Origin of the sequence: Mesoterricola sediminis (assembly GCF_030295425.1) — a bacterium.
GTDB lineage: Bacteria > Acidobacteriota > Holophagae > Holophagales > Holophagaceae > Mesoterricola > Mesoterricola sediminis.
Genome location: NZ_AP027081.1, coordinates 3,594,761 through 3,616,652 on the forward strand (window position 1 = coordinate 3,594,761; position 21,892 = coordinate 3,616,652).

16 protein-coding genes and 1 riboswitch are annotated in these 21,892 nt (G+C 73.3%); of the genes, 11 read left to right on the forward strand and 5 right to left on the reverse strand.

The window, feature by feature from the left end:
* Positions 1-203: 203 nt before the first annotated feature.
* Positions 204-1,316 (reverse strand): 6-phosphofructokinase, encoded by a 1,113-nt coding sequence (locus R2J75_RS15655; protein ID WP_243333489.1) that lies wholly within the window; start codon positions 1,314-1,316, stop codon positions 204-206.
* A 70-nt stretch (positions 1,317-1,386) separates the two neighbouring features.
* On the opposite strand from R2J75_RS15655, the gene R2J75_RS15660 reads away from it, so the two are divergent.
* From R2J75_RS15660 to R2J75_RS15685, 6 genes are all read left to right on the forward strand, one after another.
* Positions 1,387-2,577 (forward strand): acyl-CoA dehydrogenase family protein, encoded by a 1,191-nt coding sequence (locus R2J75_RS15660; protein ID WP_316410549.1) that lies wholly within the window; start codon positions 1,387-1,389, stop codon positions 2,575-2,577.
* A 31-nt stretch (positions 2,578-2,608) separates the two neighbouring features.
* Entirely contained in the window at positions 2,609-3,952 is a 1,344-nt protein-coding gene (locus tag R2J75_RS15665; protein WP_316410550.1) for a N,N-dimethylformamidase beta subunit family domain-containing protein, read from the forward strand.
* Positions 3,953-4,167: 215 nt separating this feature from the next.
* Positions 4,168-6,186: a 3-deoxy-7-phosphoheptulonate synthase gene (gene aroF / locus R2J75_RS15670; RefSeq protein WP_243346767.1), complete on the forward strand. Its 2,019-nt coding sequence runs from the start codon at positions 4,168-4,170 to the stop codon at positions 6,184-6,186.
* Positions 6,183-7,349 carry a pyridoxal phosphate-dependent aminotransferase gene (locus tag R2J75_RS15675; RefSeq protein ID WP_316410551.1) on the forward strand — a complete coding sequence of 389 codons (1,167 nt, stop codon included), beginning with the start codon at positions 6,183-6,185 and terminating at the stop codon, positions 7,347-7,349. Before aroF ends, R2J75_RS15675 begins: the two co-directional genes overlap by 4 nt.
* Before the next feature lie 44 nt (positions 7,350-7,393).
* Positions 7,394-8,917, forward strand: a complete 1,524-nt coding sequence (locus R2J75_RS15680) for an FAD-dependent oxidoreductase (RefSeq protein WP_316410552.1) — start codon at positions 7,394-7,396, stop codon at positions 8,915-8,917.
* Positions 8,918-8,926: 9 nt separating this feature from the next.
* The gene (locus R2J75_RS15685; RefSeq protein WP_243333501.1) at positions 8,927-10,840 is read left to right on the forward strand and encodes a transglycosylase domain-containing protein; all 1,914 of its coding nucleotides are present in this window, start codon (positions 8,927-8,929) and stop codon (positions 10,838-10,840) included.
* Positions 10,841-10,926: 86 nt separating this feature from the next.
* On the opposite strand, the gene metK is transcribed toward R2J75_RS15685, so the two are convergent.
* The 3 genes from metK to R2J75_RS15700 form a co-directional block, all read right to left on the reverse strand.
* On the reverse strand, positions 10,927-12,087 hold the full coding sequence (metK, locus tag R2J75_RS15690) for a methionine adenosyltransferase (RefSeq protein ID WP_243333503.1): 1,161 nt from the start codon (positions 12,085-12,087) through the stop codon (positions 10,927-10,929).
* Between the two features lie 103 nt (positions 12,088-12,190).
* On the reverse strand, positions 12,191-13,909 hold the full coding sequence (locus R2J75_RS15695) for a sodium:solute symporter (RefSeq protein WP_243333505.1): 1,719 nt from the start codon (positions 13,907-13,909) through the stop codon (positions 12,191-12,193).
* 106 nt (positions 13,910-14,015) lie between these two features.
* Positions 14,016-16,463 (reverse strand): PIG-L family deacetylase, encoded by a 2,448-nt coding sequence (locus R2J75_RS15700; RefSeq protein ID WP_316410555.1) that lies wholly within the window; start codon positions 16,461-16,463, stop codon positions 14,016-14,018.
* Between the two features lie 89 nt (positions 16,464-16,552).
* Positions 16,553-16,615, forward strand: a riboswitch (Fluoride riboswitch).
* A 15-nt stretch (positions 16,616-16,630) separates the two neighbouring features.
* Between R2J75_RS15700 and R2J75_RS15705 the strand changes: the two genes are divergently transcribed.
* Positions 16,631-17,857: a chloride channel protein gene (locus R2J75_RS15705; RefSeq protein WP_316410556.1), complete on the forward strand. Its 1,227-nt coding sequence runs from the start codon at positions 16,631-16,633 to the stop codon at positions 17,855-17,857.
* Between the two features lie 42 nt (positions 17,858-17,899).
* Here R2J75_RS15705 and R2J75_RS15710 read toward each other — a convergent pair whose 3' ends face one another.
* A complete protein-coding gene (locus R2J75_RS15710; RefSeq protein ID WP_243333510.1) occupies positions 17,900-18,304 on the reverse strand; it encodes a winged helix-turn-helix transcriptional regulator in 405 nt (134 codons plus the stop codon).
* Positions 18,305-18,412: 108 nt separating this feature from the next.
* Between R2J75_RS15710 and R2J75_RS15715 the strand changes: the two genes are divergently transcribed.
* From R2J75_RS15715 to R2J75_RS15730, 4 genes are all read left to right on the forward strand, one after another.
* Positions 18,413-19,063 carry an NAD(P)H-dependent oxidoreductase gene (locus tag R2J75_RS15715; RefSeq protein WP_243333512.1) on the forward strand — a complete coding sequence of 217 codons (651 nt, stop codon included), beginning with the start codon at positions 18,413-18,415 and terminating at the stop codon, positions 19,061-19,063.
* A gap of 58 nt (positions 19,064-19,121) precedes the next feature.
* The gene (locus tag R2J75_RS15720; RefSeq protein ID WP_316410558.1) at positions 19,122-20,738 is read left to right on the forward strand and encodes a VRR-NUC domain-containing protein; all 1,617 of its coding nucleotides are present in this window, start codon (positions 19,122-19,124) and stop codon (positions 20,736-20,738) included.
* Positions 20,735-21,391 (forward strand): HD domain-containing protein, encoded by a 657-nt coding sequence (locus tag R2J75_RS15725; RefSeq protein ID WP_316410559.1) that lies wholly within the window; start codon positions 20,735-20,737, stop codon positions 21,389-21,391. Before R2J75_RS15720 ends, R2J75_RS15725 begins: the two co-directional genes overlap by 4 nt.
* Positions 21,392-21,479: 88 nt before the next feature.
* On the forward strand, positions 21,480-21,875 hold the full coding sequence (locus R2J75_RS15730; RefSeq protein WP_243333516.1) for a DUF6982 domain-containing protein: 396 nt from the start codon (positions 21,480-21,482) through the stop codon (positions 21,873-21,875).
* The last annotated feature ends 17 nt before the right edge of the window (positions 21,876-21,892 follow it).

Here is a 21,892-nt window from a genome sequence, read left to right on the forward strand (position 1 = left end):
CGGGCGGCCGGATCAAACCTCGTGTGTAGAGGTATTTTAGCAACTTCCCATGGAAAGGGGGCCCTAAACCACGGCAGGCGCTCCGGAGAGCCGTCCACACCTAATGGACGGCGCGGGGCCCGGTTTTGTTGAGCCCCTCCGTCCGGTTTGTGTCCAAGTGCACACAGCAGGCTGGTTGCCCAGCCGGAATCCCGTCCGTCCCTTTAGCGGTCGCCCATGCAGATGCCCAGGTCCCGGGCGGTCTGGACGGTGTCCCCGTCCAGAGGCACGGCCTTCATGCGGCCGGCGACCTCCTCCAGGGGCACATAGCGGACGCCGTCGATGGCCAGGGCCACCATGACGCCGGTCTCCCCCTGTTCCAGGCCGCGCACCGCCGCCGCGCCGAAGCGCAGGGCCGCCAGGCGGTCGAAGGCCGTGGGGCTGCCGCCCCGCAGGAGGTGGCCCAGCACGACGACCCGGGCGTCCTTGTTGGTGCGCTCCTGGAGGGCCTGGGCCACCTGCTCCCCGATGCCCCCGAGGCGCTCGGCGTGGCCCGTCTCCGCCGGCGCGGCCAGGATGCGCGCCCCGTCCTTGGGGGTGGCGCCCTCGGCCACCATGACGATCGTGTACTGCTGGTTGTTGGCGTCCCGGGTCCGGATCTTCTCGACGACGCGCTCCAGGTCGAAGGGGATCTCGGGGATGAGGATGGCGTGGGCCCGGCCGGCGATCCCCGCGTGCAGGGCGATCCAGCCCGCGTAGCGGCCCATCACCTCCACGACCATCACCCGCTGGTGGCTCTCGGCGGTGCTGTGGAGCCGGTCCAGGCATTCCGTGGCGAAGGCCACGGCCGTGTCGAAGCCGAACGTGGTGAAGGTCTTGTCCAGGTCGTTGTCGATGGTCTTGGGGACCCCGACCACCCGGAGGCCGCGCTCGGCCAGGGCGTTGGCGATGGTGAGGCTGCCGTCGCCGCCCACCGAGATGAGGGCGTCCAGTTCGCGCTTGGCGAAGAATTCAAGGATCTCCCCGGTGCGGTCCACCTCCTTGACGGTGCCGTCGGGCATCTTCAGGGGGAAGTGGAGGGGGTTGCCCTTGTTGGTGGTGCCCAGGATGGTCCCCCCCAGGTGCGTGATCCCCCGGATCCGGTCCCGGGTGAGCCGCATGAAGCCGCCGTCGGCGTAGCGTTCGGGGAAGAAGATGCCGTTGAAGCCCTCCCGGATGCCGTAGACCTCCCAGCCCCGGTCCATGCCGGCGAGGGTGGCGGCCCGGATCACGGCGTTCAGGCCGGGGGCGTCGCCTCCGCCGGTGCTGATGGCGATGCGTCGGATCTTGTTCTTCATGGTCGGCTCTCGCGGGGTGTGGGGTCCGTGGCCACATTGTGGCACCATCCTTCCTTGGAGGTGAGGAACCATGGCCGGCGCCTACGCGAATTTCACCCACATGACGGACTACATGGGATTGGAAGGCCTCCTCACCGAAGAGGAGCGGATGGTCCGGGAGACCGCCCGGGAGTTCGTGAACCGGGAGGTGCTGCCCATCATCGAGGGCCACGCCCAGGCCATGACCTTCCCCGCCCACCTGATCCCCGCCATGGGCGAGCTGGGCTTCTTCGGGCCCACCCTCCCGGAGCGCTACGGCTGCGCGGGCCTTTCCCAGACCGCCTACGGGCTCCTCATGTACGAGCTGGAGCGGGGCGATTCGGGGCTGCGCTCCTTCGCCTCCGTCCAGGGCTCCCTGGTCATGTGGCCCATCCACGCCTACGGCAGCGAGGCCCAGAAGGCCCACTGGCTCCCCCTCCTCGCCTCCGGGGCGAAGGTCGGCTGCTTCGGCCTCACCGAACCCGACTTCGGCTCCAACCCGGGCGGCATGCTGACCCGCGCCGAGCGCCTCGGGGGCGGGAAGTGGCGCCTGAACGGCACCAAGATGTGGATCACCAACGGGACCGTGGCCGACCTGGCCATCGTCTGGGCGAAGACGGACGGCGGCATCCGCGGCTTCCTCGTGGAGAAGGGCGCGCCGGGCTTCAGCGCCCCCGAGACCCACGGCAAGTGGAGCCTCCGGGCCTCCGTCACCTCCGAGCTCGTCCTGGAGGACGTGGTGGTGGATGAGGAGACGAGCCTCCTGCCCGGCGCCAAGGGCCTGAAGGCCCCGCTCTCCTGCCTCACCCAGGCCCGCTATGGCATCGCCTGGGGGGCCCTGGGGGCCGCCGACGCCTGCTACCAGTGCGCCCTGGACTACGCCCAGAGCCGGGTCCAGTTCGACCGGCCCATCGCCTCTTACCAGCTCCAGCAGGAGAAGCTGGCCTGGATGGTCACCGAGCTGACCAAGGGGCAGCTACTCGCCCTGCAGCTGGGCCGCCTCAAGGGGGCCGACGCCAGCACCCCCGCCCAGGTCTCCATGGCCAAGATGAACAACGTCAACGTGGCGCTGGAGATCTGCCGCAAGGCCCGGACCATCCTCGGGGCCAACGGCATCCTCGACGAGTACCCCGTCATGCGCCACATGGCCAACCTGGAGAGCGTCTACACCTACGAGGGCACCCACGACATGCACACCCTCATCGTGGGCGAGCAGGTCACGGGCATCCCCGCCTACCGCTGACATAAGGGGGCGGGGGCGGCATCCAAGCTCCATGCGCTTCCCGGCCCTGCTCCCCCTGCTCCTGGCCCTCCTGTCCCCCGCCCGCGCGGAGCCGCCCAAGCGGGAGGCGGCGGTGGTGGCGGGGTACGTGGACGGCGTCAGCCACGATCCGGGGGAGGCCCTGGCCCTGCGGGCCCACGCCCTGCACGGCGCCTTCGCCTGGGACGTCTTCCGCGTCGGGGCCGACGAACGCCCCCTCGCGCTCCAGGCCGACGTCCCGGCCGAACCCCGGTTCATCCCCCCCGAGGGCTTCCGCACGGGGGCGGGCTGGCCCGTGACCTGCACGATCCCCCTGTCCCGGGACTGGCCGTCGGGCCTGTACGCGGTGAAGCTGGCCGACCCCCGGGCCCGCAGCGCCTTCTACGTGCCCTTCGTGCTGCGCGGCCCCCCGGGCCCGCCCGTGGTGGTCATGGCCAACACCTTCACCTGGCAGGCCTACAACCCCTGGGGCGGGGGGTCCTTCTACAAGGGCGAGGAGCCCCGGGAACCGGAGGCGGGCTTCGAGACCCTGGTCAGCCTGGCCCGGCCGGACCTGGCGGCCTCCACCGACAGCCCCAAGGGCCACACGGGCTACGCCGAGAAGCCCATCCACCGGTTCCTGCAGGCGCGGCGGATCCCCTACCGCCAGATCGCCGACCAGGACCTGCACGGGGACCCCGCGGCCCTGGCGGCCTGCAAGGCCTTCGTGATCACCACCCACGCCGAGTACTGGAGCCGGGAGATGGTGGACCGCCTCGAGGCCTTCCTGGCCGCCGGCGGCAGCGTCCTGAACCTGTCGGGCAACGTCCTCTGGTGGAAGGTGACGCTGCGTGGCGACCAGCTGGAGTGCCGCAAGGACCGGGGCCTGCATGCGCAAACCGGCGAACGGGGCGGCCTCTGGAAGGAGCTGGGGGTCCCCAGCCGGCCCCTCCTGGGCGTCCAGTCCGATCCCCGGGGCCTCCACACCTACGCGCCCTTCCGCGTCCTCGCGCCCGGCCACTGGCTGCTGGCCCGGAGGGGCCTGACCCGGGGCGCCCTCCTGGCGGCCCACGGGGAGAACCGGGGGGGCGGGTCGGGCGGGGAGACCGACAAGGCCGGCCCCGGCACGCCCCCGGGGGCCGTCCTCCTGGCCCATGGCCTGAACCCCGGCGACGGGGGCGGGGACATCGTGTTCTTCGAGACGCCGGCGGGGGGCGCGGTCCTCTCCGCGGGGTCCATCAGCGTCGCCGGCTGCCTGGAAACCGACGCCACCCTGGCGGACATGGTGGACCGTTTCCTGGTTCGCTACGCCGGCGTGACCCCCCGCCCTTCCGCTTATCGGCCCATTCGATCTCCGGATGCCGCCCCGTTCCATTGACAGGAGGCCCCTCCGATCGGATAGTTGCCTCATGAGGATGTTCTACGCCTTTACCTGCGCCGCCGGCCGATTCTATTTCGGCTTCGGCGGTGGACTGGGCAAGGCCGGAGCCTAAGGAAGAACGCGCTCACCCCTTCACCCCGTCCGCCGTTACCGGCGGGCGGGGTCTTCCTCATCCATCCGGCGACGGCGGCATTCCCCACCTGGAGTACCGCATGCACCCGAACCCCGACACCCTGGGCGCCGCCCGGACCCTCATCGACGAGACGGACCGCGAGATCATCCGCCTCCTGGCCCGCCGTTTCGACGCCGTCCGCTCCGTGGCCCAGGCCAAGGCCACCGACGGGGACCGCCCCATCCTGGACAACGACCGGGAGCGGGGGGTCCTCGCCGCCTGGCTCCGCGACGCGGAGGCCCTGGGGCTGTCCGCGCCCTTCACGCGCCGGGTCCTCAAGGAGATCCTCAGCCACTCCCGCCGCCTCCAGGAGCCGCTGGTGGAGGGCAGCCCCGCCAGCGCCCGCCGCATCACCGTGGGCTACCAGGGCGTCCCGGGCTCCCACAGCTCCCTGGCCGCGGCCCACCTCCTGGCCACCCGCAGCGTCCGGGGCGCCGACCTCCGGGGCTACGCCCTCTTCCAGGACGTGGTGGAGGCCCTCCAGGCCGGGACCCTGGACTACGCCTTCCTGCCCATCGAGAACAGCATCGGCGGGGCCATCGCCGACGTGAACCGCCTCCTCATCGACAACACCCTGCACATCGTCGACGAGGAGGTGTGGGAGGTGGACCAGGTGCTGGCGGGCCTTCCCGGCGCCGCGCTGGACCAGGTGCGCACCGTCCGCAGCCACCCCGCGGCCCTCGTGCAGTGCGAGGGCTACCTGCGGGGCCTGGAGGAGGTGGTGCGCCAGCCCTGGTTCGACACCGCGGGCGCGGCCGAGTCCCTCCTGGAGGACCGGGACCCCGCCATCGCGGCCATCTGCTCCGAGGAGGCCGCCCGGGCCCGGGGCCTGGACGTCCTGGCGACGGGCATCGCGGACCAGGAGCGCAACGAGACCCGCTTCCTCCTCATCGCCCGGGAACCGGAGGGCCCCGATCCCCGGGTGCCCGCCAAGACCTCCCTCGTCTTCCGGCTCAACCACCACGAGGGCACCCTGGCCAGGGCCCTCGGCATCCTTTCCGCCGCGGGGGCCAACCTCACCCGCATCGAGAGCCGCCCCCTGCCGGCCACGCCCTGGGAGTACCTGTTCTTCGTGGACGTGGAGGGCAACCAGGCCTCGCCCCACCTGGCCCGGGCCCTGAAGGAGCTGCGGAGCGCCTGCAACCACCTGCGCGTCCTCGGGAGCTACCCCCACCGGGCCCGGGGCGCCGAGCCCGCGATGGAGCAGGTCCCCGCGGTCCTGGAGCCGCCCGCGCCCCTCTCCTGCGCCGTGGAGCCCGAGCCCGCGCCGCCGCGCCCGGGCCGGGTCCGGGTGAACGTCGGTCCCATCCAGGTCGGCGAAGGCGCCTTCGTGCTGATGGCCGGCCCCTGCGCCGTGGAGAGCCGCGACCAGATCCTGGAGGGGGCCCGCATGGTCCGGGCCGCCGGGGCCGCCATCCTCCGGGGCGGCGCCTTCAAGCCCCGCACCTCCCCCTATGCCTTCCAGGGCCTCGGCCTCGAGGGGGTGGCCCTGCTCAAGGAGGCCGGGCGGGAGACGGGCATGCCCACCGTCACCGAGATCCTCACCCAGGAGGACATCCCCGACGTGGCCCCCCATGTGGACATGCTCCAGGTCGGCGCCCGCAACATGCACAACTTCGCCCTGCTCAAGGAGCTGGGTCGCCTGGACAAGCCCATCCTCCTCAAGCGGGGCATGAGCGCCACCCTGAAGGAGTTCCTCCTGGCCGCCGAGTACATCCTCGCCGGGGGCAACCAGCGGGTGATCCTCTGCGAGCGGGGCATCCGCACCTTCGAGACCGCGACCCGCGCCACGCTGGACCTGAGCGCCGTGCCCGTCCTCAAGCGGATGACGCACCTGCCGGTGATCGTGGACCCCAGCCACGCCGCCGGGGAACGCGAGCTCGTGGTGCCCCTGGCCCTGGCCGCCGCCGCCGCGGGGGCCGACGGCCTCATCGTGGAGGCGCACCCCTGGCCGGAGACGGCCCTGTGCGACAAGGCCCAGGCCCTCACCCGGGAGGACATGGCGGCCCTGGCCGCGGGCCTGCGGCCCATCCTCGCGTCCCAGGGGAGGGCGTGGTGAAGCTCAACGCGCGCGCGGCCGGCGCCGGCCTCTCCCCCACCATGGCGGCCGCGGCCCGGCCCAGCCGCCATCCCGACCCCATCGACCTCACCGTGGGCGAGCCCGAGGGCCCGCCCCCGCCGGAGGTGCGCGAGGCCGCGGCCCGGGCCGCCCTGGAGGGACGCGCCCGCTACGGCCCCGTCCAGGGCCTGCCCCGGCTGCGGGAGCTCCTCGCCCGCGACCTGTCGGCCCGGGACGGGGTGGCGCGGGACCCGGACGACGTGCTCGTCACCGCCGGCGGCAAGCCCGCGATCCTGGACGCCCTGCGCTGCGTCCTGGAGCCCGGGGACGAGGTCCTCATCCCCCTCCCCGCCTGGCCCACCTTCCGGGACCAGGTGGCGTGGGCGGGGGGGATCCCGGTGGCCGTGGGCCCGGACCCCGGGCTCCTGCCCGCCCCGGGCGCCCTCGCCGCGGCGGCCACGCCGCGCACCCGGGCGGTGATCCTCAATCAGCCCTGCAACCCCACCGGCCGGGTCTGGGACGCCCCCCGCCTCGCGGAGCTGGCCACCCTGGCCCGGGACCGGGATCTCCTCGTCATCGCCGACCAGGTCTACGGCACCCTCACCCTGGACGGTCCCGAACGGCCCCTCCTGCGGGCCCACCCGGAGCTGGCGGACCGCACCCTCGTCGTGGAGAGCTTCTCCAAGCGCTTCGCCATGACCGGGTACCGCCTGGGCTGCGCCGCGGGCCCCCGCGCCCTGGTGCGGGCCATGACGGCCCTGGCCTCCACCAGCGTCACCCACGCCTCCATGCTCGCCCAGCATGCGGGCATCGCCGCCCTGGCGCTGGACGGGACCTGGGAGGCCGCCGTGCGCGACGGCCTCCGCCTCCGCCGCGACCGCTTCCAGGCGGGCCTGGCGGCCCTGCCCGGCCTCACCTGCCAGCGGCCGGAGGGCGCCCTCTACCTCTTTCCCGGGGTCGGCGCCTGGATGGCCGACCATGGGGTGGCCACGGACGGAGAGCTGGCCGATCGTCTGCGGGACGCCGCCGGCGTGAAGGTCCTGCCCGGCACCCCCTTCGGAGCCCCCGGCCACCTGCGGATCTCCCTGGCGGCCCCCCTCCCGGACCTGGACCGGGCCCTGGCCCGCCTCACGGACTTCTTCAGGAATGCGCCCGCCGGCTGAACCCGGCGCCCCTTCGCGTCATCGAAGCTCCGCGGAGGTGGAGCATGGAGGACCGCGACGGGCAGAGCGTCTCCCTGTGGATGGAGGGGCCGGCCCCGGCCCCGCCCGTCCTGGCGGCGGACCTGGACACGGATGTGTGCGTGATCGGCGCCGGGATCGCCGGCCTGACGACGGCCTACCAGCTGGGCCGCGCGGGCCGGGCGGTCACGGTCCTGGACGAGGGCCTCCCCGGCCGGCGCCAGACCTGGCGCACGACGGCCCACCTCGCCAGCGCCGTGGACGATCGTTTCGTGGAGCTCGAGCGGCTCCACGGCGCCGAGGGGGCCCGCCTCGCGGCGGACAGCCACGCCTCCGCCATCGACCACATCGGCCGGATCGTGGTCCAGGAGCGCATCCCCTGCGGGTTCAGGCGGCTCCCCGGCTACCTGTTCCTGGCGCCCGGGGGCCCGCCGGACCTCCTGGACCAGGAACTGGTGGCGGCCCGGCGCGCCGGGCTGGAGGTGGACAAGGTGCCCCGCCTCCCCATGGCCGGCTTCGACCCGGGCGCCTGCCTCCGCTTCGCCCGCCAGGGCCAGCTGGACCCCGTCGCCTACATGGCCGGCCTCGCCGCCGGCATCCTCCGGGATGGCGGCCACCTCTGGTCCGGCGCCCACGTCATCGCGGTGGAGGGGGGCGACCCCGCCCGGGTGCGCACGGCCACCGGCCCCACGGTGACGGCCCGGGCCGTCGTGGTGGCCACCAACACCCCCATCAACGACCGGTACGCCATCCACACCAAGCAGGCCCCCTACCGCACCTACGCCATCAGCGCCCGGATCCCCCCCGGCGCCCTGGAGGCCGCCCTGTACTGGGACACGGGGGACCCGTACCACTACGTTCGCCTGCGAGGCGACGGCACCGGCGAGGATGTGCTCATCGTGGGCGGGGAGGATCACAAGACGGGCCAGCAGGGCGACGGGACCGGCCCCTACGACCGCCTGGAGGCCTGGGCCCGGGTGCGTTTCCCCACCCTCGGCCCCGTGGACCACCGCTGGTCCGGCCAGGTGCTGGAGCCCGTGGACGGCCTGGCGTACATCGGCCGCAACCCCCTGGACGCCCCCAACGTGTACATCGCCACGGGGGATTCCGGCATGGGGATGACCCACGGCACCATCGCCGGCCTCCTCATCACCGACCTCATCGTGGGCCTGCCCAACCCCTGGGCCCCCCTGTACGATCCCGCCCGCAAGACCCTGCGGGCGGCCTCCGTCTTCACCCGGGAGAACGCCAACGCGGCCCTCCAGTTCGCGGCCTGGGTCACCCCGGGGGAGGTGCCCGGCGAGGAGGTCATCCCCCCCGGCGAGGGCGCCGTCGTCCGCCGGGGCCTGTCCAAGGTGGCCGTGTACCGGGACCCGGAGGGAAGCGCCCATGCATGCTCAGCCGTCTGCCCCCACCTGGGGGGGATCGTCGCCTGGAATCCGGGCGAGCACACCTGGGACTGCCCCTGCCACGGGTCCCGCTTCAGCGCCCTGGGCGAGGTTCTCAACGGCCCCGCCCTCTCGGGCCTGGCCCCCGCCCCGCTCCGGTAGAATGGGGGGATGGCCTGTCGTCCCTGGTTCCTTCTCTTCCTTGCCGTCACCGCCTGGGGCCAGGACCCCATCGCCCGGTTCCCCCAGCTGCCGCCCGGCACCGCCTCCATCACGGTGATGGACCGCCAGGGGCGGTTCGTGGGGCGGATCCAGCCCAGCCGGCGAACGTGGGTCACCCTGGACCGCATCCCCGCCTTCCTGCGCCAGGCCCTCCTGGCCGTGGAGGACGCCCGGTTCTACGAGCACGGCGGCATCGACCTGAAGGGCATCGCCCGCGCCCTGGTGCGGGACGTCACCCACGGGCGCATGGCCGAGGGCGGCTCCACCATCACCCAGCAGCTCATCAAGAACCGCTTCCTCTCCAACGAGCGGACCCTGGACCGCAAGCTCCAGGAAGCGCGCATGGCCATGGACTTCGAGAAGAAGTACTCCAAGGACCAGATCCTGGAGATGTACTTCAACGAGATCTACTTCGGGAACGGCGCCTGGGGCCTCGCCCAGGCGGCCCGCCTCTACTTCGACAAGAACCCCGAGGCCCTCACGGAGGCGGAGTGCCTCCTCCTGGCCGGCGTCCCCAAGAACCCCGGCCGCTACAACCCCCTGGGGAAGCCCGCGGACGTGGCCCTGCGCCGGGACGTGGTCCTGAAGCGCCTGGAGGAGCTGGGCTACGTCTCCGCCGCCCGGAAGCAGGACTTCTGGCGGCATCCGGCCGCCGTGCAGCCCCTGCCCCAGGCGCCCTCGTACCTGGCCCAGGTGCGCGCCCAGTTGGCGACCGAGCTGGGGGAGGACGCCGTCGAACGGGGAGGCCTGGAGGTCTTCGCGGCCCTGGACCTGGAACTTCAGAAGGCGGCGGAACGAACGCTCCGGGAGGGGGTGAAGCGCCTTTCCCCCGACCTCCAGGGCGCCCTGGTGGCCCTGGATCCCCTCACGGGGGACGTCCTCGCCGCGGTGGGGGACGCCGAGGGCCAGGCCCGGTCCCTCAACCGGGCCTTCACCTCCCGGCGCCAGCCCGGCTCCGCCATCAAGCCCCTGCTCTACGCCACCGCCGTGGACCAGGGCCTCACCGCGACCAGCCGCTGGAACGACGACCCCGTCGCCTATCCGGGCGCCGGGGGCCGCCCCTGGAAGCCCCGGAACTTCGCCGGCGAGCACCTGGAGGACCCCACCCTCGCCGAGGCCCTCGCCCACTCCAGCAACGTCGTGGCCGTGAAGGTCCTGGACCGGGTGGGCCTCCCCGCCTTCGTGGAAGCGGCCGGACGAATGGGCCTGCCCCTCCGGGCCGCCAACGGGCTGTCCCTGGCCCTGGGCACCAGCGAGGTGACCCTCAAGGACCTGGTGCAGGCCTACACGCCCCTGGCCAACCCCGGCAACCTGGCCCAGGCCCGCACGATCCTCCGCACCCATGACCTGCGGACCGGGGCCTGGGTGGAGCACGCGCCCTCGGTCCAGGCGGTGTTCAACCCGGCCGCCTGCTTTGTCACCGCCTGGATGATGCAGGACGTCCTCCTGCACGGCACCGCCAAGGCCCTGCGCACCTTCGCCCAGGAACACCCCTGCGCCGGCAAGACCGGCACCACCGAGGACCAGCAGGACGCCTGGTTCGTGGGCTTCACCCCCCACCTGGCCGCCGGCGTGTGGGTGGGCTTCGACCGGCCCCGCCCGGGTGGCCGGGGCTTCACCGGCGGCGCCGTGGCGGCCCCCATCTGGGAGCGCTTCATGAGGAAGGCCGTGGGCCACGCCGAGCCCGAGCCCTTCCAGGCCCCTGAAGGGGCCGTCCAGGTGACCGTGGATCCCGCCAGCGGCCAGGTGGCCACCGACGCCTGCCCCGCCACCGCCGAGGCCTGGTTCGTGGCCGGCACCGAGCCCCAGACCCCCTGCCCCCTCCATGCCCCCCAGGCGCCCGAGACCCAGCCCGTTCCCTGATCAGCCCCGGGGCCGACGCGCCTCCGCGTCCGTCCTTCCCGCCGGTGGATGCGGCGGCCAGGACGGACGCGGAGGGTGGACCCCGGTCAGCGCTTGACGGCGTCGGCCAGGAGGCCGGCCTTGTCCGTCTTTTCCCAGGGGAAGTCGCCGATGCGGCCGAAGTGGCCGTACGACGCCGTCTGGCGGTAGATGGGGCGCAGGAGGTCCAGCGACCGGATGATGCCCTTGGGGCTCAGGTCGAAGTGCTCGGCGACGAGCCGCTCGAGGACCGCGTCGTCCACCTTGCCGGTGCCGAAGGTGGTGACCATGACGCTCACGGGGCGGGCCACGCCGATGGCGTAGGCCACCTGGATCTCACAGCGGGAGGCGAGGCCGGCGGCCACGATGTTCTTGGCCACATAGCGGGCGGCATAAGCAGCCGAACGATCGACCTTGGAGGGGTCCTTGCCCGAGAAGGCGCCGCCCCCGTGGGGGGCCATGCCGCCGTAGGTGTCCACGATGATCTTCCGGCCCGTGAGGCCGCAGTCACCCTGGGGGCCGCCGATGACGAAGCGCCCGGTGGGATTCACCAGGTACTCGGTGTCCTTGAGCCACTCCGCCGGCATGACGGGCTTGATGATCTCCTCGATGACGGCCTCGCGGATCACCGCGTGCTCCAGTTCCGGAGCGTGCTGGGTGGAGAGGACGATGCTGCGGGCAGAAACGGGCCGGCCGTCCACGTAGCGGAGGGTCACCTGGCTCTTGGCGTCGGGACGGAGCCAAGGCAGGCGGCCGGACTTGCGCAGGGCGGCCTGGCGCTCCATGAGCCGGTGGGCGTAGTGGATGGCGGCGGGCATGAGGACGTCGGTCTCGTCGCAGGCGTAGCCGAACATGAGGCCCTGGTCGCCGGCGCCCTGCTCCTTGTCCAGGCCCTGGCCCTCGGAGACGCCCTGGCTGATGTCCTGGCTCTGCTTGTCGTAGCAGACCATCACGGCGCAGCCGCGGTAGTCGATGCCGTAGTCGGTGTTGTCGTAGCCGATGTCGCGGATGACGTTGCGCGCCACCTGGATGTAGTCGACGACGGCGTCGGTGGTGATCTCCCCAGCCATCACGACGAGGCCGGTGTTGCAGAGGGTCTCCGCCGCCACCCGGGAGCGGGGGTCCTGGGCCAGGACGGCGTCCAGCACCGCGTCGGAGATCTGGTCGGACACCTTGTCGGGATGCCCTTCCGACACCGACTCCGAGGTGAAGAGGAATTCATGGGACATTGCGTTTCTCCAGGGTTTCAGGTTGAGGTTCCTGCGCATGGGTCCGTGAGGTCCAGGGCACCGCAGCATCCTGCTCGGTTGCCGACCCCCCAGGGGGGGCACTCTACATGCGACTGCAATTTTCAAGCCCAGGCGGGGCCTTGTCAATGACGCCGGTGCCGGCGGCGGCCTGGAACACCCAGGCCAGGAGGACCACAAGCAGGCAGCCGATGACGTTGTACCAAAGGAACGAGATGGGGGTCAGGAAAAAGCAGGCCAGCACCGCCGCCTCGGCCACCAGTGCCGCCCAGAAGGCCGAGCCGCCACGGACCCGTTTCAGGTAGAAGGCGACGATGAAGATGCCGAGGATCGTGCCGTAGAAGAGGGAGCCCAGGAGGTTGACGGCCTCCACGAGGGACCCGAGGCGGCTGGCGTACTCGGCGAAGGCCACCGCGAAGATCCCCCAGCCCAGGGTGGCGAGGCGGGTGACGCGCACCTCCGAGGCGGGGCCGGCGCCCTTGCGGAAGCGGCGCCACAGGTCCACGAGCGTGGTGGCCCCCAGGGCGTTGATCTCCGCGGACATGCTGGACATGGAGGCGGAGAACTCGGCGGCGAGCACCAGGCCCACGACCCCCGCGGGCAGGGCGTGGAGGACGTACCAGAGGAAGATGTAGTTCACGTCGCTGGGATTGGTGCCGGGGGCCGCCTTGCGGAGCACCTCGACGCCGGCCTTGCGCACCTCCACGGCCCGGGCGTCGGCGCGGACGAGGGCCTCCCGCTCCGGCGCCGCGTCGCCCCGGCGGCGGGCCTCGGCGAAGGCCCGGGCGGCTGCCGCACGCTCGCCCGCGACCGTTTCCCACCGGGCTTCGATCTTCCGCCATTCGGAGGCCTGGGGTCCCGCCAGGGCCGCCTTCACGGGGGCGGGGTTGAAGAACACCGGCGGCGGGCTGAACTGGTGCGCCGCGAAGACGAGGACCCCCAGCAGGAGGATGAGGAACTGCATGGGCACCTTCAGGAGGCCGTTGGCCAGCAGGCCCATGCGGCTCTGGGAGACGGAGCTGCCCGAGAGGTACCGCTGCACCTGGCTCTGGTCGGTGCCGAAGTAGGAGAGGGAGAGGAAGAACCCCCCGATGAGGCCGGACCAGAGGTTGTAGCGGTTGGTGACGTCGAAGGAGGTGTCGATGGCGTTGAGGCGGCCCAGGCCCCCGGCCACGTGCAGGGCGTCCGCGAACCCGACGCCCGCGGGGAGCCTCCGCGCCACCAGGGCTCCGGCGGCCACCATGCCGCAGGTGATGATCAGCATCTGCCAGCTCTGGGCCCAGCTCACCGCGCGGGTGCCGCCGGTGACCGTGTAGATGAGCACAAGGGTGCCCACCAGGGCCAGGTTCACCCGGATGTCCCAGCCCAGCAGGACGGAGAGCACGAGGGCCGGGGCGTAGATCGTGAGCCCCACCGCGAGCCCGCGCTGCAGGAGGAAGAGCCCGGCCGCGAGGGTGCGGGTCTTGGCGTCGAAGCGCGCTTCCAGGAACTCGTAGGCGGTGAACACCTTGAGCTTGTGGAACAGGGGCACCAGGGTGGCGGAGAGGACCACCATGGCCAGGGGCAGGCCCAGGTAGAACTGGACGAAGCGCATCCCGTCCACGTAGGCCTGGCCCGGAGTGGAGAGGAAGGTGATGGCCGAGGCCTGCGTGGCCATGATGGAGAGGCAGATGGTGAACCACCGCGCGTCCCGGTTGGCCAGGATGTAGCCTTCGGCGTCCCGGTGCCCCCGGCCCTTCCACAGCCCGAAGAGGACCACGAAGGCCAGGCACCCGGCGAGGACCGCCCAGTCCAGGGGGCTCACGAGAACACCCGCGAGAAGACCCGCATCAGGACGATGCAGGCCAGCAGGTTCAGGATCACCAGGGCGTAGACCGCCCCCCAGCGCCTGCCGCCCGCCTCGGGGCCGCTCACCGGGCGCCCTTCAGGGCGAGGAGGTTCGCGAAGAGCCGGTAGGCCCCGCCCACCCCCTCCGGCAGCTGGCGGAAGAAGGAGATCCCCGTGTAGACGAAGTGCCCGCGGCCCCAGGGCGCGGCCAGGAGGCCCCCGGCCAGGGGCTTCTCGCCGGTGTCCGAGCAGGCCAGGACGGCGGTGTAGCGCGGGTCCCAGTCCTGGGCGAAGTAGAGGCCGCGCTCCTGGACCCAGCCCTGGAAGTCCGCGGGGCCGATGCGGTTGGGCCCGGCGAGGACCGGGTGGTCCGGGGCGAGGAAGGTGACGGGGGCGTCCTCCTCCGTCACGCGCCCGCGCCCCACGGTGAAGGGATAGGGCCCCAGGGCCGGGGTCACGAGGCCCTGGTCGGTGGCGTAGAGCACGACCTCGGTGCCGCCGGCGGCGACGTAGTCGAGCAGCCGGGTGCGGAGCTGGGCGAGGCGCGGCCGGGTGTTGAAGGCCCGGATGCCCACGACGATGGCGTCGTAGACGGCGAGGTCCGCCGTGGCGAGCTCCTCGTCGGAGAGGAGGTCCACCCGGTACCCCAGGGGCCGGAGCAGGGCCGGGATCTCGTCGCCCGGGCCCATGACGTAGCCGATGCGCGTGCCGCCCTTCTTCAGGTCCAGGCGCGCGACGCGGGCGCCGGCGGGGGTGAGGAGGGTCTGGACCGGGATGTGGGGATGGTCCACGAGGCGCCGGGAGAGGGCCGGGACGGGCCCCGCGCCCGTGTCCACCGTCACGGCCAGGGCGCCGCCGCCGGGGGCGGGCGGCGGGGTGAGGCGGGTCTCGAGGCGGGCCTCGTCCCCCGCGCGGTCCAGGCGCACCTGGAAGGCGGCGGGCTCCGCCGTCCAGCCCGGGGGCGGCGCCAGGCGGACCGTGCCGGCCACGGGGCCCCGCCCGGCGATCACGTCCAGGCGCAGGACCCGGGGGGTCCCGTCCGCGAGGATCTGGACGGGCTCGGCCAGGTTCACCAGGAGGGGCGGCACGACGAGGAAGGGTTCGCGCCGCTCCCCGAGGACGGGGTCCCGGTGGCGGCGCACCACGGGCACGGCGAGGCTGAAGGGGACACCGCCGCTGGACAACCGGAACACCGCCGTGAAGGCGGGGGGCGCTTCGGGCAGGCCGGCCAGGGGCGACGGGGGGGCCGCCGCGCCCGGCGCGGGGGCCGGCGCCGCGTCGGCCGGCACGGCGAGCCTCCGGGTCTCGGAAAAGGGCTGGTTCACCTCCAAAGTCCGCGGCGCCGTGGCGCCTCCGCCCAGATCGATCCCTTCCAGGACGATGCCCGGGGCCAGGCGGGAGAGCACCGTCAGGGTGACGGGGACGGTCTCCCCCGGGGCGGCGCTGGGGCGCTCCACGGTGGCCTCGGCCCACAGCCCCGCCGCGCAGCGGATGGCCTCCGTGAGTTCGGGGCCCTTCACGGCCTTCCAGGGATCCGGGGGCAGCCGGTCCAGGGCCGCCCGGGCCCGCAGGAGCCAGGGCAGCGCGCCGGAGGGGTCCTCCGGCCGGAAGGCTTCCCGGGCCTTGGCCAGGAGCGCGTCCACCTCGCCGCCGCCCGGAACCCGGTTCCAGGTGAGGTCCACGCCCTCCAGCAGATCCCCGGGCGCCTTCTGCCCGTCCAGGGGCTCGAAGGTCTCGGGCCGGGCGCCCCGCACCGGCAGGGCGCCGAAGCCCTGGCTCCGGTGCTGGCTGCGGCTCTCCGCCGCCAGTTCCGCGTAGGACCGGCCCAACAGCGGATCGTAGGCGCCGGGGTCCAGCCGCGTGAAGGTGCCGTCGGGCTGGCCCTCCCGGGGCCGGAAGCTGTTCCAGAGGATGCGGCGGGCCTGCCAGGGCCGGACGTAGGCCAGCTGCTCGGGGAAGGCCGCGGGGTCCGCCGCGGCGCGGAAGGCCTCCAGGGCCAGGATGGCGGAGGCCGTGTGGTGGCCGTGGGTGCCGCCGGGTTCGGGGGTGAAGCGGGTGAGGATCACGTCGGGGCGGACCCGGCGGATGACCCACACCACGTCGGCCAGGGCGGCGTCGTGGCCCCACACGCGCAGGGTCTCGGCCGGGGTCTTGGAGAAGCCGAAATCCACGGCGCGGGTGAACCACTGCTCGGCCCCGTCCACCCGGCGCGCGGCCAGCAATTCCTGGGTCCGGACGGCCGCCAGGGCCTCGCCCAGCTCCGTGCCGATGAGGTTCTGGCCGCCGCCGCCCCGGGTCATGGACAGGTAGGCGGTGCGGACCTTGCGGCCCCGGGCCAGGGCGGCGAGGACCTGGGTGTTCTCGTCGTCGGGGTGGGCGGCCACGTAGAGGACGGTCCCCAGCACCCGAAGGCGGTCGAGCATGCCCTGGAGGGCGGCGCCGTCCGGCAGGGGCGCCGGCTGGGCATTCAGGCCCAGGGTGCCGGCCAGGGCGAGGAGACAGGGGCGGGACACGGAGGGTCGAGGCAGCATCGGGCCTTCCAGGAAGCGAACGGGTACCCGACCAGAATAGTCGGGTACTGTCCGTTTCCCAAGTTCCCGCGGTCGCCGGTTCGTGATTGAATGGCGGTGGCGATGGTGTCCGCCCTGTAACCGCCCCGATGGCTGATGGCGCCTGACTTTTCCCCTGCGGAGGCGGCATGGCGTGGAATTGGCGGGTTGAGCGGACGGTCTGGGACCTGGGCCTGGGCTCCGCCGTGGGGGCCTTGGCGGGCTGTTCGTCAGCGCTCTTTCTCTACTTGCTCGAGCGGGTGATCGCCACCCGGGAGCACCACACCTGGCTCCTCTTCGCCCTCCCCGTCCTGGGGGCGGCTTCCGCTTGGCTGTACCACCGGTGGGGGGGCGAATCGGAGCGGGGCGGCGCCCTCATCCTGGACGAGGTGGTGGATTTCCGCGGGCGGGTGCCTGTGCGCATGGCCCCCCTGGTCCTGGCGGGCACCCTCCTCACGCACCTGGGCGGGGGCAGCGCGGGCCGGGAGGGCACGGCCATCCAGATGGGCGCCGGCCTGGCCACGGGCCTGGGCCGCCTCCGCTGGCGCTGGCTGGGCCTGAACGCCAGCCGCCAGCGCCTCCTCCTCATGGCCGGGGTCTCCGGCGGCTTCGGGGCCCTCTTCGGGACGCCCGCCGCCGGCGCGGTGTTCGGCATGGAGGTCATCACCATCGGCCTGCTGCGCTACGAGGGGCTCCTGGTGTGCGCCGCGGCCAGCTTCGCCGGGGACGGCGTCTGCCGGCTCCTGGGCGCCCACCACGCCCACTGGCGCCCCGCGGCCCCGCCCCTGGACGGGCTCCTCGGCCTGAAGCTCCTGGCCTTCGCGGTGCCGGCGGCCCTGGTGGCCGGAGCCTTCGCGGAGACCACGCACCGCCTCGCGGCCTGGACCCGGGCCCGCCTTCCCCACCCCTGCCTGCGGGCCTTCGCGGGCGGCTGCGCGGTGATCCTCCTGGCCCTCGCCTTCCGGACCCCCGACTACCTGAACCTGGGCACGGTCTGGCTTCCGCGGGTCCTGGACGCGCCCGGGCCGGTCCCGGGCTGGGCCTTCCTCCTGAAGTTCCTCTTCACGGCCGTGACCCTGGGCTTCGGCTTCAAGGGCGGCGAGGTGACGCCCCTGTTCGTCATCGGCGCGCTCCTGGGCGCCGCCCTGGCGCCGGTCCTGGGCATGCCCGTGCCCTTCGCCGCGGCGGTGGGCTACGTCACGGTCTTCGCCGCGGCCAGCAACACCCCCCTGGCCTCCCTCATCATGGGCGTCGAACTGTTCGGGGCGGCCTTCGCGGGCCCCCTCGTCCTCACCTGCTTCCTCGCGTACGTCCTGGTCGGCCACCGCGGCATCTACGGCGGCCACCGGGTGCATACCCCGAAGATGGGCGTCTGAGCCGCCGCGCCAGGGCCGCAGGGGAAACCGCCCGGACAGGGCTCAGGCGGAGAGCGCCTCGGAGGCCCGGGCGCGCTGGCGGGCCCCCGCCTTGCGGGCCTTCTCCACATCGGGCAGGTGCTCCACGGCCCACTTGCACAGGGCGCCCAGGGGCTCGCGCAGGGTCGTCCCCAGCTCGGTCAGGGAGTATTCGGTGCGGGGCGGCACCTCGGGGTAGACGACGCGCTTCACCAGGCCGTCGTGCTCCAGCTTGCGCAGGGTCTGGGTGAGCATCTTCTGGCTGATGCCGCCCACCTCCCGCTGGAGCTCGCCATAGCGGCGGGTGCCCTGGGACAGGAGGTAGATCACGAGGGTGGTCCACTTGTCGGCGATGAGGTCCAGGACCATCCGGGTGGGGCACTGGGGGCTCAGGACGTTGGGAGCGGCGGAACAGGCCTTGCGAACCATGGGGTGCCTACCTTCCATTCAGGTGCCTACTATCCAAAAGAGAGCAGCCATCCTAATTTTGTCCTACGGCCTTGAACGCCGCAACCCACCCCTTGAAAGGAGTGACCGATGACCGCAGCCCTCAGCGCCCAGGATCTGCTCACCGTCCAGAACCGCCGCTACGCCACCAAGAAGTTCGAGACGACCCCCATCCCCGCCGAGACCTGGGCCGCCCTCGAGGCCTCCCTCGTGCTCACCCCCAGCTCCTTCGGGCTCCAGCCCTGGAAGTTCCTCGTGGTCTCCGACCCCGCGGTCCGCGCGAAGCTCAAGGAGGCCTCCTGGGGCCAGGCCCAGGTGGAGGAGGCCAGCCACCTCGTAGTCTTCCTCGCCAAGGACACCCTGAGCGCCGAGGACGTCCAGCACTTCATCGCGCGCATCGCCGAAGTCCGGGGCGTGGCTCCCGAGAGCCTGGCCGGGTACCGCGACATGATGGTGGGCACCCTGGTGACCGGCCCCCGCGCCGCCCACATCCAGGAATGGGCCACCCGCCAGGTCTACATCGCCCTGGGCAACTTCATGACCAGCGCCGCCCTCCTGGGCGTGGACACCTGCCCCATGGAAGGCCTGGACCCCGCCCGCTACGACGAGATCCTGGGCCTGGCCGGCACGGGCTACCACACCGTCTGCGCCTGCCCTGCCGGTTACCGGTCCGGCGACGACAAGTACGCCGCCCTGGCCAAGGTCCGCTTCCCCGTGGAAGAGATCGTCGTCCACCGCTGAGCCGTCCCGGGGGGCGGTCCGGGTTCTGCGTCCCCCGCTTCTGGGCCAGAATGGGGGCATGGGAGAACCCTACTATCTCCGGAATTTCCAGACCGTCCTCTCGGACGTGGAAGGCCGGTACGGGGATCTCCTCACCCCGGACGAGGCGGCCCGGCTGGCCGGGTTCAGGGAGCTGGATCCGGAGGCGCGGATGTTGTTCGTGCGCCTCCTTACCCGCAAGGGGCCCTGGATCCGGCGGGACGCCTTGGCCTACGCGGAGATCGGCGACCTGCCCGGCGCCCTCGGGCGCCTGGAGGCCGCCGGCCTCTGCCAGACCGAGACCGGGGCCACGCCCGCCGACCTGACCGCCCTCCTGCGCCGGGACGAACTGGCGGCGCGCCTGCGGGCGGCAGGGCTCCCCTGTCCGGCCCGGGCCAGCCGGGACGCCCTGGCGGACCAGCTGCTGGCCTCGGCGCCGGAGGCGGCCGGCCTTCCCGCCGTGGCCCTCCGGGACCGGGCCTGGGCCGACCTGGCCCTCCTGCTCTTCTTCGGGAACCGGGAACAGGGCCTCGCGGACTTCGTCATGGCCGACCTGGGCCACGTGCGGTACGAGGCCTACCCCCTGGACCCCGCGGGCCGGGCCTTCCGCACCCGGGCCGAGGTGGAGGCCCTCTGCTCCCTGGAGGCCCTGCGGGACGCCCTCGAGGCCGGGGAGGACCTGGCGGGGCCCACCGGGGCCCTGCTCGCCATGGAGGCCTGCCCCGGCCTCCGCGCAGGCCGGCGCCACCGGCGGCTCCTGAACGAGGCGGGCCGGGCCTGGGAGCGCCTGGGCCGGGAGGAGGCCGCCCTGGCCTGCTACGGCCGGAGCGGGCTGCCCCCGGCCCGGGAGCGCGTCGCCCGGATCCACCTGGCCGCGGCGCGCTGGCCCGAGGCCGCCGAAGCGGCCCTGGCCATGGCCCGCGCCCCCCTGGATCCCGGGGAGGCCCGGGCGGCGCGCCGGATCCTCGCGCGCCTCGCCCGGCACGAACCCGCCGCCGCCGCGTGGCTCGCGGCCCATCCCCCCCCGCCGGCCCCGGCCGAGCTGCGCCTGACGGTCCCGCGCCATCCCTCGGGCCTGCCGGAGCAGGCCGCCCTGGCCGCGGCGCCGGACTGGCGGGGCTGGCACACCGAGAACGTCCTCTGGAACGCCCTCTTCGGGCTGGCCTTCTGGGACGTGGTCTTCGCGCCGGTGCCGGGCGCCTTCTTCCACCCCTTCCAGGCCGGCCCCGCGGACCTCCGCAGCCCGGCCTTCGCGGAGGCCCGGCGGGAGCTGCTGGCGGCGCGGCTGGAACGCCTGTCGGACCCGGCGGAGGCGCGCCGGCTCATCCTGGGCGCCCTCGCGGCCAAGCGCGGCACGGCCAACCCCTTCGTGGCGTGGAAGGCCCTGCCGGACGAGGTCGTGGCGGCGGCCCTCGACACGGTGCCCCACGGGGCCCTCCTCGCCGTGCTCGGGACCATGGCCCCCCAGCCCTCGGCCTGGCGCAGCGGGTTCCCGGACCTCTTCCTGTGCCGGGAGGGCCAGTGCATGCTGTGGGAGGTGAAGGGTCCCGGGGACACCCTCCGCCCCGAGCAGGAGCGGTGGCTGGGGATCTTCGCCGCCGCGGGGGTGGATGCCCGGGTGGTCCGGGTCCAGTACGCCGATGGGGAGGACGCATGAACAGGGAGCACGGGGAGATCGCGGCCTGGCAGGCCCGCTTCGAGGCCCACTGGGCCGCGGAGGGGGCCGCGGACGCGGCCCACGGGATCCACCACTTCCGGCGGGTGTGGCGCTCGGCCCGCGCCATCGCCCGGGCCGAGGGGGAGGGGGACCTCCTCGTCCTCCTGGCGGGGGCCTACTTCCACGACGCGGTGAACCCCCCCAAGGACAACCCCCTGCGCTCCCGGGCCTCGCGGCTCTCCGCGGAGGCGGCCACGGGCATCCTCGGCAGGATGGGCTTCGATCCCGCCCGCCTTCCGGGCGTGGCCCACGCCATCGAGGCCCACAGCTTCTCCGCCGGGATCGAGCCCCGCACCCCCGAGGCGCGCATCCTCCAGGACGCCGACCGCCTCGAGGCCCTCGGGGCCATCGGCCTCGCGCGCTGCTTCTACACCGGCGGCAGGATGGGCGGCTCCCTCTGGCACGCGGAGGACCCCTTCGGCCGCGGGGGCCGGGCCCTGGACGACGCGGCCTACAGCGTGGACCACTTCCCCCTCAAGCTCCTGCGCCTGGCCTCCCTGATGCGCACCGCGGAGGGGCGGCGCCTGGCGGAAGGCCGGACCCGGGTCCTCCGCCGCTTCCTGGCGGACCTGGAACGGGAGCTGGCGGAATAGGCGAGGAATCCTTCCGCCCCATGGAATCCGCTGGTTGAATTCCGGCCGGTACCCGTGCAGAATGGCGGCACCCCAGCCCGGAGCCCCCATGAACAAGGTCGTCGCCCACTTCCTGAACGGCCGCATCCTCAAGGGCCTCACCATGGACTTCACGCCCGCCAAGGAGCGCTTCCACATCGTCGAGGAGGAGATCCCCGGCGCCGCCCCCCGGGAGATCGCCATGGGCGAGCTCAAGGGGCTCTTCTTCGTCAAGGACCTGGAGGGGGACCTGGGCCACGCCAAGTCCAACGTCTTCGATCCCCAGGACGCCGCCGCGGGCCGGAAGATCCACATCGAGTTCAAGGACGGGGAGGTCCTGGACGGCGTCACCCAGGGCTACGCCCCCAACCGCCCGGGGTTCTTCGTGGTGCCCGCGGACCGAAAGGGGAACACGGAGCGCTGCTACGTGAACGCGGCGGCGACCCGGCGGGTCTCGTTCATCTGACGGGTCCGCAGTAAGCT

Coding starts and splice junctions, on each gene's coding strand:
- R2J75_RS15655 (WP_243333489.1), bottom strand. CDS start 1,316: ATGAAGAACAAGATCCGACGCATCGCCATCAGCACCGGCGGAGGCGAC.
- metK (WP_243333503.1), bottom strand. CDS start 12,087: ATGTCCCATGAATTCCTCTTCACCTCGGAGTCGGTGTCGGAAGGGCAT.
- R2J75_RS15685 (WP_243333501.1), top strand. CDS start 8,927: ATGGCCTGTCGTCCCTGGTTCCTTCTCTTCCTTGCCGTCACCGCCTGG.
- R2J75_RS15665 (WP_316410550.1), top strand. CDS start 2,609: ATGCGCTTCCCGGCCCTGCTCCCCCTGCTCCTGGCCCTCCTGTCCCCC.
- R2J75_RS15700 (WP_316410555.1), bottom strand. CDS start 16,463: ATGCTGCCTCGACCCTCCGTGTCCCGCCCCTGTCTCCTCGCCCTGGCC.
- R2J75_RS15730 (WP_243333516.1), top strand. CDS start 21,480: ATGAACAAGGTCGTCGCCCACTTCCTGAACGGCCGCATCCTCAAGGGC.
- R2J75_RS15710 (WP_243333510.1), bottom strand. CDS start 18,304: ATGGTTCGCAAGGCCTGTTCCGCCGCTCCCAACGTCCTGAGCCCCCAG.
- R2J75_RS15725 (WP_316410559.1), top strand. CDS start 20,735: ATGAACAGGGAGCACGGGGAGATCGCGGCCTGGCAGGCCCGCTTCGAG.
- R2J75_RS15680 (WP_316410552.1), top strand. CDS start 7,394: ATGGAGGACCGCGACGGGCAGAGCGTCTCCCTGTGGATGGAGGGGCCG.
- R2J75_RS15705 (WP_316410556.1), top strand. CDS start 16,631: ATGGCGTGGAATTGGCGGGTTGAGCGGACGGTCTGGGACCTGGGCCTG.
- R2J75_RS15660 (WP_316410549.1), top strand. CDS start 1,387: ATGGCCGGCGCCTACGCGAATTTCACCCACATGACGGACTACATGGGA.
- aroF (WP_243346767.1), top strand. CDS start 4,168: ATGCACCCGAACCCCGACACCCTGGGCGCCGCCCGGACCCTCATCGAC.
- R2J75_RS15715 (WP_243333512.1), top strand. CDS start 18,413: ATGACCGCAGCCCTCAGCGCCCAGGATCTGCTCACCGTCCAGAACCGC.
- R2J75_RS15720 (WP_316410558.1), top strand. CDS start 19,122: ATGGGAGAACCCTACTATCTCCGGAATTTCCAGACCGTCCTCTCGGAC.